This is a genomic window from Bacteroides sp. NSJ-39 (assembly GCF_014287315.1).
GTDB lineage: Bacteria > Bacteroidota > Bacteroidia > Bacteroidales > Bacteroidaceae > Bacteroides > Bacteroides finegoldii.
Genome location: NZ_JACOOB010000001.1, coordinates 401,449 through 415,254 on the forward strand (window position 1 = coordinate 401,449; position 13,806 = coordinate 415,254).

A 13,806-nucleotide genomic window follows, 5' to 3' on the forward strand; every position below is an offset into this window, starting at 1 on the left:
TATATTTTATCATTGTCTTCTAAAAAATCATGCATATATTTTTTTAATTCTACAAATATATACAAAAAGGTTCTTTCATTTTGCACAAACCAATTGATATGTTCCGCTCTGTATTTCTTTCGGTTCTTTTTCGCCCGGGAGGTAAACAACAGCGGTAGTATTCACCGGAACAGACACGTTTAAAGTGAAAGTCCCATTCTCACAAGTCCAGTCCACATTAATGGTACCGTATAAAGTTTCATACGACGCTTTGACATATTTCAAATCTCCCACAGGTTGGGGAGCGATGATGAACTTCTGATAACCTTGTTTTGGAGTGGTAGAAGGACGAATACCGACCAGTGAATTAAAGAACCATTCATCAATCTGTCCCATCATAAAGTGATTCCAGGAAGAACCTTGACGGGGATCCCACTGCTCGGTCAAAGTTGTAGCGCCGAATTTTAACTGGAAACCATATCCGGGAGCTTCTTCATGATTGAACATTTTATAAATAAGTTCATGTTCTCCATTACGCGCCAATGTCTGAATCAGATAACGGTTTCCCACATCACCGGTAGTCAAACGGTTGCCATGTGCTTCCACATCTTTTATCAGATTCGCGAATACTTTCTCATTCAAATCTGCATCCGGTCGGTAGTTACCTTGTTCATCTGCATCCTGCGTCATTTGGAGAAACAGCGGAAGCGCATTACTGCATTGGCTTCCTGTACCATATTGTGCAGTATCTTTATGAAGAAAACATTTATTAAATGCAACCATTATATCCTGTGCCAACGAAGTGTAATAACGAATGTCAAAGTCATTACCTACCATTTTCGCAGCTTGTACCAAATACATGACTGTCATGTAATAATGCGCAGTAGCCACCAAAGGAACGGGTGTATTCCGTGAGAATCCCGCACGAAAATCTCCGTAATCATACCAGTCTCCCAATCCGAAAGAAAGAATACCCTTATCTGCACGAGTCTTGAGATAATCCACATAACGACGCATATTCGGATAATATTTCTTAATCAATGAATCGTCTCCATAAGTCTCATAGTACATAAAAGGGAAAATAACCAAAGAGCCACCCCACTCCGGAGATTCGGCAAAAGCATCCATACCCGGACCTTCAAAAATCACGTATTCCGGAGCAGTTGTCGGCATGGCCCCGTTGGAATGTTGTGCATCTGCCATATTCTGCATAATCTGCGGAGCGTATGCTGTCAAATCATAGTTATACAACAAACCCGGACCATTCAGATGTACCTGTTCCAGCCACCCAAGTTTCTCACGATGCGGACAATCCGTAAACACAGACTGCATATTGCTGCGAACCGCTTTCTCGATCAATCGATGGGCAGCATTAAATATCCGGTTGGATGATTCGAAAGTGGAAACTTTCCTGGCTGAATTATATACGAAACAGGATTGAATATTCTTTAATACAGGCAATTTCTGCGGATTCTTCTGTCCTTTTAAGACAGCACCCTCTACCTGAATATATCTAAAACCGTAATAAGAGAAACGAGGATGCCAGGTTTCATCGCCTTCCCCTTTCAGAGTGTATTCGTAATAGTGTTGACGCCCTGTCTGACGCTGATTGCAAGCACCTTCATCCGTTAATGCTTCGGCTACAATCAAAGTCACTTTCTGTCCACGTTTGCCACGTACTGTTATTTCCGGAAAGCCAGCCAGATTCTGTCCCATATCCAATACAAAAGCAGAAGGATCGACTGTTCTCTTAGTTAATACAGAAGCTGATGCAACTTGTTCTGCATTTAGTTTAGTTACCTTTTGAATATCATACCGTTCCATGATTTTCACCGGAGCTGCCATCTGTGGACGAAGTATTCCTTTAGGAGCTTCCTGTACAACTACCGGACGCCAATGACTGTCATCAAAGCCAATCTGATTCCATCCTTTCTGTTCACGACGCGCATCATAATCTTCTCCTCCATATATGCAATTGAAGGTTACCGGACTGAAATCATATTTCCAATTATTATCGGAATGAACCGTCGTACATGTTCCATCTTCGTAGTTAATAACCAGCTCAAATAAAAGTGTGGGAGGACCAAAGCTGATCTGTAATTTGCGATAACGCCCCCCCTGCACATTATAGAATCCATTCCCCAATAAGATTCCTACGACATTTTCACCATGCCGCAATTGTTCCGTCACATCGTATGTGTTATAGTAAACAGTTTTATCATAATCACTCCACAATGGGGCAAACTCACTGTTACCCACCTTTTTGCCATTCAAAGAAAACTCATAGAATCCCAGACCACAAACGTATGCCGTTGCCTCCACTATTTTCTTGCCCGGTTTACGGTTTGCACCCCCTTCTTTCGCATCTCCCACCTGGAATGTTCTTCTCAAACAAATACTTTTCTTTGCCAAAGTGTCCACTGCTTCCCAAGCTGCTTTCACTTCCGGCTTCTTCAGCTCTCCACCGTGGAACTTACGCCCTTCCGGTAAACGAGCATTTTGTCGGGTAATAGCTCCAATCCATTGCCCCGAAGATAACCTTTCGGGTACTGTCCGGAATTTCGCTTCACTGCTCCACTCTGAAGGTGTATCTGTTTCATCCCAAACACGAACGCGCCAACTATAATTAAATGAGTTATCAGGACGTATATCTGCCCCCTTTGTAGAAACTAACTGGCTCTGCGAAGAATAAACCTTCCCACTATTCCAAACGGAACGCCCTGTAAAAGCTTCCCGAATATCAATCTCATAGGCAGATTGTCGTGTCCCATTCTCCGGCGATTCCATCACCCAGCCCAAACGGGGTGAACCTTCGACCACTACCAGTCCCTCCTGCATCTCACAGGTAAGACGACTGATGGTTATATTCTTCGCCTGTACAAAACAAGACAAACAAATTAGCAATGAAAGAAGAATCTTTTTGAATTTCATTTTTCAAGTATCTTTTATTTGTTCGATAAATGGTAAGTTCACGACAGAGGACACGGAGGACACAGAGGTTTAATCTTTTTTATTCACTATAAGTAACACCGAGTCTCACGTATTTATAATCGTATTTGTCGCTCTGTTTTACTTACGGAAAGAGAGAGAAGAACTCTGCGTCCTCCGTGTCCTCTGTGGTGAACTTATCATTTGAGTGCATTTTCACAAACGATTTTTGTCAATGTATCCGCCTGTCCTACTTCCTTACCATCCACAAAAATGTGTAATCCTTTTCCGCAATGATAACGATCACCATTCTTATCCCAAAGAATCGTCAGATTATGGCCATGATATAATACATTATCCAGGCAGAACCACTCCCACTTGCCGGCAGGAATTAAGGGGTTCACTTCAATCGTATTATCCAAACGTGGACGAAGTCCGATCAATCCTGTAATTATCAGGTCGTTGAAAGTGGAATGGTTATAATAACGGCTACGTTCCTGATCTCCTTTCAGCCAATAACCGGTCACCTCATCCAAATATTCACCAATATAGGGACGACCACGATGATACTGTGATTCCACATACAATTCCATCTGACGGAAATATACACTGTCAGACAATACAGTCTGCGGATAATTATTCATAAAGTTAGCCATTGCTGTCAATGTCTGTGCGGAAGCAAACGGCCAGATAGCACCGTCCCACTCACACTTGCCTACTCCGCGTGTACGGAATTCCGGATGACGACGTTCTGCGGTTGTCAGTCCATAAGGAGCAGAGAAGCCTTTTTCATCCATAATTTCTTTCCAGGCAATTTCATACTTTTGGGTGGTATCCGGCAGGTTGAAATACCAGGGAATATATCCGATTGCTTCACGCACGTTCGCAGAAGAGTCCGTACGCATCGTTTCAAAAAACTGATGACGTGTATTCCACAATTCATTTTCTACCAGATTTTTCAAAGTATCTGCTCTCATGCCATATTTCATAGCCATCCCCTCATCACCGGAAAGAATTCCTATACATGAAAGTGCTTTGGCATTGCCATACATATAGCTATTGATTGTCGGCCGGGCATATTTCTTCCTCCGTCCGCCACTGATTGATTCTTCCATACCATCCTGTACGTCACCCTGCCAATACAATCCGTTCTTCAAACGGTTTGTACGTTCCCAACGCTGATATTCGGTTTCCAGATCTTTCTTCATATCCAGCAGATAGTCCTTATCACCATCTACCATGTAACGAGCCAAAACAGCATCTGCGTTCCATGAACTGAACTTATTCATTTTCTTCATCGGTCCTCCATCATTACCGCGATACCAAGTATGAATAATCTGATCCAGGTATTTGGGATCACGCAGCCAACGGCTTTCGTAAATATGATGTCCGATTGCACAGGCAATCAGGTTATATTTATCCGAATAAGAACGCTGAACCAGAAATTCCGTCATACCGTATCCAACCGGAGTTTCCTTGATATGCTTGCGCAACGACCACCAACGATAATAATACATCTCTTCAAAATTACGTTGCGGGCATTCAAACAAAGGAATGTTGTCTTCCATCCACTCCGAAGCTTTTGCATTAGGAATCGCTTGAACGATATTCTCATCTTCCATTCCATTAAAATAATCCGCATAATGGCTGAAATCCTTATACTTCAAGAAAGCGGAAGATGCATCCTTGTCTGCGGAAGACGTTTTTACATTAGCTATACGATATTCGGCCATCGGCTCCTGTTCACCGGCACCGGGCAAATCGTATGTCTGGTCGGCCGGAGTATCCACTGTCGGGAATGTACGTGGCATGCCTGTACGGAAAGCTATTCTTTCGATACTTGCCACCGGAGCATAGAACATCCTCAGCCCTACCCTCTTGCCATCTACATATACTTGAATATTACGGTCAGCCGTTGAAAGGACAGCTTCTACATGATAGTTTTTTCCTGCTTCATACTTCATCATATTCGCAAACCGGGAACCACCTTTTGCACGAAAAACACCATCCTGTGTCAGTTCCAAACGGGAGCAGGCAATTCCATTCTCATCCAGAAATTCAATCTGAAGCGTACCTTTATCATTCTGTCCGGCTTGCAAATCAAAGGAGACATTCAATTCTTTAGAAGCAGGAATTTTCCGTTCCACTTTTGCATAGTCAAAAGGATCTTTATCTTGCAGTTTCAACCATTGTCCATCCAGGGAAACCGGAGCCCAAACCGGAGAGTAAATATTCCAATCAGTCAATTCCGATATTGCTTTCGATTTTGAAAAGTCATCGTTGGCATGTGCAGAAGCATTGAGTTCCACCGGCACAGGAATGCGGGAGATCCACATATCTTCCTTGTTCACACTATAAGAAACCCATAAATCGCCATCTGCAGGTATCCCGTTCCCTTCCTGTATGCCACGAGGATACTGAGGACCGTATGATTTATAATTACCACCGTAACGCATCGGCGTGATTTCGCCATGCACCAGATTCAGCGTTGTATACTCCAGTCCGTCCTTACTCAATGAGATAGCCAACGGCCAACGGAATTCCGAAGGATTATATACCGTCGCGTATGTGCCGTCACTCAAACGTTGTCCCCAGATTTTCGCATTACTATTGACAAATCCCTTAGCACGGAGTACCGGTTGTTCCCAAGTATATCCTCCGTCTTCGCTGATAGAAGTGAGCGCGTGCTTCCAAAGGCTGGCAATTCTTCCGTCGGGAAGTGTGTAACAGTTAAATGCCTTATATCCTTTCTTTAAGGGGATAATAGGATCTTCACGGTCTGCCTCTTCTACCCATTGCATCATATACAGCGGATTGTCAAGAATCTCTTGGCAGGCTTTCACAAACTCGCGGTCTTTACTTTTCTTGAAATACGGATAATCGGTGTTCTTCTCGTTAAATCCGTGATTGTAATAAATAAAATAAATAGGACCGAACGAACCGTCCTTTTTTATTTCGCGTACTACCCGACCGATACCGTTTCCATCGTTCGGATCGTCTTTCTTATCTAAGGCAACTCCGTAATTTCCCATTGTTATTAATCGGCCGGACTTGGAGACATAGAAACCTACACGTTGGTGCATAATAGCAATCAGATCTTTGGCTTGCATACCCGGACGAGATTCCTTGGTATATCCGTCCGGAACTTTATAAGGCGGAAATACTATTTCCGGGTTCGTCCATTGATAGCCATCCTTTGATGTCATCAGAAATGTTTGGGAAGGCGGTACATGTTCGTCCGAAGGATCAGCCAGATATTGATAATAAAACTGGCCGTTCCAATAGGCCAACATCGGTTGATGGTTATATGTCCATCCATTGCCGTTCGACGGATCGGGATGTTCCCGGTTGGCGCGTACCAATTGGATATTATGCACTCCTACCACCGGCGACAACTGTCCGTCGTGATAAGTAGGGTTCGATAATTCTGTTCCTGTGTAATGAATTCTGTCTTGCGCTGCAACCGTAGATGTCAACCATCCGGCAGCCAATGCAAAGAGAATCTTTGTAGAGTTATTCATGTTATTTAGTGATTATCGGTGAATGATTAGTGATTAAGGCGGGTATGTGCCAACAACGCTTTTACTACCGATTCGGGAGCTTTGAATATTGTTCCGTGTTTATGTCCGGCAGGTACACTTACTTCACTCGTCACATCGGTAAAATTTATAAAATCTTTTGTGCGCATAGCACCGTATATCTTTTTCTGATAGACATCAAAGTAAACAAGATACTCCTCTCCTATCTTTTCTACAGTCGGACCTTCTACAAACGATTCGGTAAATGGTTGCGACGCAGGTGAGTAAGGTCCTGTCAGGGAATCGGCAAAAGCGATTTTCAGATTGCGTTCCGGGCGGGTATTATCCTTAAGTACCATCACATAGTCGTTCTTATCCCGTTTTACAAGGACTGCATCAATCGAACTGAATCCCGGATCATACAAGACTTTCGCTTTAGAAATAGTCTTAAAGTCTTTCGTAGTGATATAATACAAACGATGATTATTGTTTTCCTCTTCTATTCCTCTCTCAAAACGGCCGGGAATGCAGGAAGCCCATACTACCATGAACTGTTCACTATCTTCATCATAGAAAATCTCCGGAGCCCATACATTGACCGTGGTCGGTTCTTCTGTCATGACAGGTATCATCTGTTGCTTTGACCAATGAATCAGGTCTTTGGAGTTTGCATAGCCGAACCCTAGATCGCCTTTCCAGCTTGTCGTCCAGACCAGATGAAAAGTTCCGTCGGGAGTACGTACCATCGAAGGGTCCCGCAACAGTTGATGTTGTCCTAATCCGGGCTTCAGCCAGACACCGGGAATACTGTCCCAATGCATTCCGTCTTCACTATATAAATATCTTAAGCCCTCATCAGCAGGTTCATGAAACGAAGTAAACATATAATAGTCCTTGCTTCCTCCGCAAGAAACAAAAAATAAAATACCTATTGCCGCTAATGTATCTTTTAACCTTTTCATTGCTATTATAATCTATAAATTGTATCCTTTATACAAAGGAGACGATAAAAGGACTAATTTGTACTCAAATATAAACGAAGAATCTTCATCTTCCGATTGAATTTTATATACGATAAAAGGGCGACTCTCCGAGCCACCCTTTCCGTCATCAAACAAACTAACCATTTTTATTATGGGAAGAGAATCTTATAAGGATCCTCCACGTGCTTTCACACGTTTGTACCATTCTTCACGTTCTTTTTTCAAGTCATACCCGCGTTTAGCCAGATAATTATTGATACGTCCTTTATATTTTCCAAAAGCAGCGTGTTTTTTATTTGAATTTTCAGCGTCCAAAGCAAATTCACGAGCTTCCACCAACCAAGCGTATATTTGCGCTTTTTCTTCTTCTTTAAGTGTCGGAATCATGTCGAGGTGAGAATCGTAGGTCACCTTCACAACCCCGTAAGTCATTCCGTCCTTCACCGCTTCTATCTGCTTCTCGTCAAGGAAAAGAGATAAATTGGCGGGAAATGCGAAATGGGAACGGTATAAAGCCGCATCTTTTTCATTCTCGGCTGCTTTCAATGCTTCATTCTTAGCCTCACCCGTCAATCCGGATTCTTTTACCTTCTTGACTTTCGCATCGCGTATCTCATAAATATCATTCAATTCGAAATAACGGTTGGCAATGATATTCCGGACATCCTCAGCAACCTGTTTATCTGTGAGTCCCAACTTATCTACAATCTTCTGAGAACGGTTGACAATAGACTCCACATATTTCGGATCACGGTTCTCTTTGTTCAGGTCAACTGCTCCGGCGGACATCCAAGTAGAGAGCAGTAACAGAGAAATTATCAGTATCTTTTTCATTGATATTATTTTTTAGTATAATAATGACATTTCAGCACCTTAGTTTACGTTAACTTCATCATTTACATTAACTTCCCTTTTTCCTCCAAAGTATCATAGTTGTTTTTCAAGTCTCTCCAATCTACTTTGTACTTAGTGCTGATACCATTGATATACTTTTCGATATTAGTGTATCCGTCACCGGTACAGTCCTTATTGGCGTCACTCGGATCGTTCGGATTCAATCCATTCGCTTTTTCCCACTCATCCGGCATACCGTCGCCATCTGTATCTACGTATGGAGTACCTTTGTATTCGGGATAACCGCCCATCTGGCGAATATCTGTGATGATTCCTTGTTTGTATGAATCTTTCGGCAGACGGCGATATTTAAACTGTCCGTCTTCACCCATTGACTTTGGAGCCAATCCTGTCAAATCACCGTATGCATCTTTCGGAAGTTTCTTTTCGTAATAAGGAATACCGGTTCTTACTTCTTCGATAACGCGTTCGTCTACAATGTCACGGCAAGGGATATTTGCACCTACATGTTTCAATACATAATCGTATGCGTCCTTTGCACTCATAATATTAATATATGGCATTTCGAACGGTTGGTAGCTTCTCATATACTCTGTATATCCGTCGGTATTCGGCTGAGTCTCAATCTGAATACCGCCGTTCCAGTTATCTTTTGTAATCTCGGGATAACCTTCCATGATATTTCCGTCGGCGTATACCCGTCCGTATACTTTATGATCCAGCTTGCTACGTCCGGCTTCCGGTTTTAAGATACGGTGTCCTACATTGGAATCTTTAGGTGTGGCAGGTCCCGGCTTGTAGTAGTTATTAATCATATTGAACATCGCTGTATAATCACCTCCATCGGAAGAACGGTGTACCCAGTTGAACACTATATTATTAACGAAATTGAATATACCGTTCCAACCGATAGAAGGGTTACGGCCTGAGTTGCTAGCCCACAGATTACGGGCAAACGCACAGTTTTCTCCTCCCAACGTACTTCCGAATGCATGGTTATAAGTATCCAGTGCTTTTGCGGAAATAGTATTCTGAATAGTTACATTTACAGTAGGGAGTTTCAAATCTTTGCTTTCATACTGTCCTTCGCTCGGATCATACATATGACGATAGAAAGATATATTTTCATCCAACCCCCAAGTACATGAACAGTGGTCAATCATAATATTTCCTACCGGATTTCCTCCAAAAGAGTCATCACGATGCCAGACCTTTGTCTCACCGCGACGGAAACGCATATGACGTACAACCACATCATGCGTATCTACCCAGAATGATTCTCCGGCAATGCAGACACCATCTCCCGGAGCTGTCTGTCCGGCGATAGTTACATAAGGAGCGCGTACAATGATCGGAGATTCCAAACGAATGATACCTGCAACATTAAATACGATAATGCGTGCACCTCCTGTTTCACAAGCCTCACGGAAAGAACCGGGACCACGGTCATTCAGATTGGTAACGGTAATCACTTTACCTCCACGGCCACCGAAGCTATACATTCCACCACCTTCTGCACCAGGAAATGCAGGAATATCAGCTTGGGGCAAATCATACGGACGACCGGCCCAAGGTATATACGGACGACCTTCTTTGGCTTCTTTCAGAACGATTGGCAACGCTTTTGCCCATGCTTCATCAGAACGCTTCCGTTCTTCAGTCATCATCTTTTTATAATTTTCTTTGGCTTCGTCTGTTATCTGTGGGTATTGTGCCCATACAACGCTCGGAGTCAACATTGCCGCAGCAAAAGCTGCTAAAAGTACATATTTCTTCTTCATTTTTTATTGGGTTTTGTGAAGTTGTTAATTCAAAAATACAATAATAAGACGAAAAAGAAAAAGATTTGTAATCAGTAATGGTGATTTTTTATTAGATGTGGGGGCAGAAACTATTTTCCAACCTCCAATGGTCCGTGTAGTGCTATCGAAATTTACACCAATATTAACAACCGCCCGATGATCTGCCTGATATGAAATACTATATCCCTTACTGCTTATCTGTGCAAAAACATCATCCGGCGTATCGTCCACTTTAAATTCGAAAACATAAAATGGCATTCTGCATCTTTACAACCGCATCCGCCCGTCCTATAGCAGTATTCACTTCCACATCCACATTCTGCCCCATTAAACGGAACAACAAATAGAAAATAGTCTGATAATGTTTTTCCTCCTTATTGTTCTGATTGGGTATAGAAGCAAAGAAACTTCTCATACGTTCCAAACAGCTACCTATATTCCCGACACGCAGGTCTTTGATAAAAGACACCACATAAAAAGTATTCTCACGGGCTGGCAAATGTACATAAGCTGGCATAAGCGATTCGATAAAGCCTTTACGAACTTCTTTATTAGGGTATGCAAGTGTATAAAGTTCAAAATCAGGATCATATCCTTTGATAGTCAAATAAGCACTTTGATAGAGTACGGGAATGGGGTCAGTAATAACGTTGGTAGGTGCATCGAACTGTTCCGCAGTTGCTGTCGTATTATCCAATTCACGAATATCAAATTGACTTTGTTTTAATAGTTCTATCAAAAAGGTGGGTGTACCTGTAGAGAACCAGAAGTTTTCATAATTTTTGCCGACAAAAGCATTGAACAAACTAAACGGATTGTAAATATCCTCACATCTTTTACTAAAATGATAACCGTCATACTGTAATATCAAATGAGCACAAGCCTCTTCATACGTTTCTTCATTTGCTTGGGTAATAATCTCAATATCCGTTTTCAATTCGCTACGTAATTCTTTCTCGGTAATTCCGCATATAGCACTATATTCATCCCGCAAACTGATATTCTGTAAATTATTTAACTCACTGAATATGCTCATTTGGCTGAATTTGCTGATGCTGAAATCCATGTGTAACACCGGATAAACATTCCATTCCTTTTCTAGACGTTCCATTGCCAAACCATTGAACAGTTCTTTTTCCCCATTGAAATAAGCTTCTAATGTGGACACAAGCAAACTCTTGCCGAAACGTCGGGGGCGGCTAAGAAAATATACTTTATTTAGAATGTACCAATTTGTAAACTAAATCAGTCTTATCTACATAGACATAATTTGTATTACGTAAATCTTCAAAATTCAGTACACCTATCGGATAACGCCTAACAATCTCCTCCATCTCATTCCTGTATATTCTTGTTTGTAATTAATCAAATAGTTTTTATCAGTTACTACTGATTCTAGCATTTTCATATGGTTTTGTTTTATTTGGTACGTAAATGAGAAAGTCACCATTTCCTATCATCTTTCAAAAGAAAGACTTAGGAAGTGGTGACTTTCTCATTTATGCCACTTCAAAAAAGAAGTAGAGAAACTATTACTCGGCTAACGGATCAAATGTTCCGTTACTACCTCCGTTGTTCGAATCTTCCCAACCAATACATTGCTCAATACCTTTACAATTATTTAAAGCACTTTGACTGAAACCGAGAAAGTAGTAGCGAGGCAAGAACTTTATATATAAGGGGTCTTTGTTTGTTGCATAAGCGTCACCTTTCTTCTCCTTACGAACAAAATGTTCGTTGTAAAATTCTTGAAGCTGAGTTAATTGGTTTCCTTCTTCATCGCTGATTTCTTTACGGAAGTCGATACCTTTCGGACGTTCTACACCTGCTTTCAACAAGGGATCACTATCTGTATCACCGGTAGTACCACCTACACCATACTTAGTATCATTAAGACGGAACTCCATATTATCACGACGCTGATTTTTATTGAGTTCGGTAAAACCGAGCCATGTGCAAGTGTTACCACCCCAACCGGTAAGCGTCCATGATGCCGGCGCACCATCTACTTTATCCGTACCACCATCAAAAAGCATCCAACGACGAAGATCATCAAAACGTTTGCCTTCGTAAGCCAGCTCAATCTGACGTTCATAGAGTACGGCGGACATACAAGCAGCCTGATCGGTAGAAAGGTTTTCCTGCAAGCCACAATCGCCTGAGTAACCGACACGCTGACGAATCAGTTTCAGTTGCTCTACCGCTTCACCCATGTGCCCTGCACCGCAAGCGGCTTCGGCGTAGTTGAGCAATACTTCCGCATAACGAATTTCCATCCAAGGAGCTGCAGAATATGCAAAGCCACCATTATCATAAGTAGCATTAAATGAATAAAGGGGCTCAGAAATGTCACCATCGTTACTACGTTTTCGTACATATACACCCTTTCTATTTTTCAACAGATTATCAGCGCCATAAGCGTTACCACTTTCCGGATCATTCACATCTTCCGGATCGGCATACCACACATAGTTCCACAATACATAATCCTTACCACTGTTATAGCTAGGGTTGAACGCATCCGCCGGAACAGGATCGCCTGTGTAAGCCCAACGGAAACCAGGCATGGCAAAGGTACGGTAAAAACGCGGATCACGATTCATGAAAGGATAGTCTTTTATATTCGCCTCGTCTTCGCTCTCATTCAGCTTTTTATAGGTATTCAAACCGCGCGGACGTTTACCATCCTTCATGGGGAACATATCTACAAACATAGCCGATGCCTCTAAGCCCTGTCCTGTGGTATTCTTCGGTCGGATGAAACGTTCCCAGTTATTATTCTTCTTTGTATCATCGTCTTGCTTCATATTGTGCAAGGTGCCAAATACCATCTCCGGATTCTGAATAACAGTAAACATCTTGGCAAAGTCCGAACCATTGATATTATTGCCTGTAGTATAAAGATGGTTACCGCAAGCATTGATATCTTTGATAGATTCTTTGATATATTCGTAAGCAGCAGCCCAACGACTCTCATCGTTGGCACGATTGAAAAGCGGACTTGCCCACAACAGTAACACACGCCCCTTTAACGCCATAGCCGAAGCAGTAGTAACACGACCGTAGTTGTCGCCATTCCATCCACCATTGGTGGTCTTTGCACGTAACATATCGGCAGCGATATCTAAATCGTTGCAAATAAATTCAATGCATGCCTTCGTTGTAGAGCGAGGAACGAAAGAACTTTCAACAGGATCTTGTACCTTAGTGACTATAGGCACACCACCATACCACTTCACCATACTATAATAGCACCATGCACGCAGGAAATACGCCTGACCTAACAGTTCGTTTTTTTGTTCTTCGGTAAGGCTGCTGCCACTGATACCGGCAATCACATCATTGCAATTGCGGATTCGCCCCCATACCGACTCACGGATGTTGTTACTCTGATTATGAAAATAATCGGGTACTTTGTTACTACCCAAAACCGTAAGTTCAGCCTGTGGATTTACAAACAAGCCAAATCCACTATACTCTTCGGTTGATTTAGAAATCCCATCAGCTTTACCGGTACACGGGTACTTCCAATTTGCATCCGAATTGGGATCAGGTAAAATCCACCAATAAAGGTCGAGTACACGGCCACTAGCACCTGCATAGTCGTTGTATACTTCACTAGTTACATTATCAAAATTCTGCTTATCCTCCAGGAACTGGTCGCTGCAAGAAGAGAGACCTAATGCTGCCATTAATGCAGCGCTAAATATTATTCTTTTCATTCTTTTCTTTTCATTTAGC

6 protein-coding genes and 1 pseudogene are annotated in these 13,806 nt (G+C 42.2%); all 7 read right to left on the bottom strand.

Annotated elements, in window-relative coordinates:
* Positions 1-75: 75 nt before the first annotated feature.
* Complete coding sequence (locus H8S63_RS01830) at positions 76-2,910, bottom strand: glycoside hydrolase family 78 protein (RefSeq protein WP_186925555.1); 2,835 nt, start codon at positions 2,908-2,910, stop codon at positions 76-78.
* Positions 2,911-3,107: 197 nt separating this feature from the next.
* On the bottom strand, positions 3,108-6,428 hold the full coding sequence (locus tag H8S63_RS01835) for a glycosyl hydrolase family 65 protein (RefSeq protein ID WP_186925556.1): 3,321 nt from the start codon (positions 6,426-6,428) through the stop codon (positions 3,108-3,110).
* Positions 6,429-6,454: 26 nt separating this feature from the next.
* Positions 6,455-7,387: a glycoside hydrolase family 43 protein gene (locus H8S63_RS01840; protein ID WP_186925557.1), complete on the bottom strand. Its 933-nt coding sequence runs from the start codon at positions 7,385-7,387 to the stop codon at positions 6,455-6,457.
* 186 nt (positions 7,388-7,573) lie between these two features.
* Positions 7,574-8,242, bottom strand: coding sequence for a DUF3826 domain-containing protein (locus H8S63_RS01845; protein WP_055279091.1), 669 nt, complete (start codon positions 8,240-8,242; stop codon positions 7,574-7,576).
* A 62-nt stretch (positions 8,243-8,304) separates the two neighbouring features.
* Positions 8,305-10,044 carry a polysaccharide lyase gene (locus H8S63_RS01850; RefSeq protein WP_186925558.1) on the bottom strand — a complete coding sequence of 580 codons (1,740 nt, stop codon included), beginning with the start codon at positions 10,042-10,044 and terminating at the stop codon, positions 8,305-8,307.
* Positions 10,045-10,152: 108 nt separating this feature from the next.
* Positions 10,153-11,399, bottom strand: a pseudogene (locus H8S63_RS01855) (AAA family ATPase); the annotation flags it as partial.
* Between the two features lie 198 nt (positions 11,400-11,597).
* Complete coding sequence (locus tag H8S63_RS01860; RefSeq protein WP_186925559.1) at positions 11,598-13,787, bottom strand: RagB/SusD family nutrient uptake outer membrane protein; 2,190 nt, start codon at positions 13,785-13,787, stop codon at positions 11,598-11,600.
* Positions 13,788-13,806 lie beyond the last annotated feature (19 nt).

What these genes read in the sequence shown, in the direction of transcription:
- H8S63_RS01860 (WP_186925559.1), bottom strand. Translation starts at nt 13,787, where the DNA reads ATGAAAAGAATAATATTTAGCGCTGCATTAATGGCAGCATTAGGTCTC.
- H8S63_RS01830 (WP_186925555.1), bottom strand. Translation starts at nt 2,910, where the DNA reads ATGAAATTCAAAAAGATTCTTCTTTCATTGCTAATTTGTTTGTCTTGT.
- H8S63_RS01850 (WP_186925558.1), bottom strand. Translation starts at nt 10,044, where the DNA reads ATGAAGAAGAAATATGTACTTTTAGCAGCTTTTGCTGCGGCAATGTTG.
- H8S63_RS01845 (WP_055279091.1), bottom strand. Translation starts at nt 8,242, where the DNA reads ATGAAAAAGATACTGATAATTTCTCTGTTACTGCTCTCTACTTGGATG.
- H8S63_RS01835 (WP_186925556.1), bottom strand. Translation starts at nt 6,428, where the DNA reads ATGAATAACTCTACAAAGATTCTCTTTGCATTGGCTGCCGGATGGTTG.
- H8S63_RS01840 (WP_186925557.1), bottom strand. Translation starts at nt 7,387, where the DNA reads ATGAAAAGGTTAAAAGATACATTAGCGGCAATAGGTATTTTATTTTTT.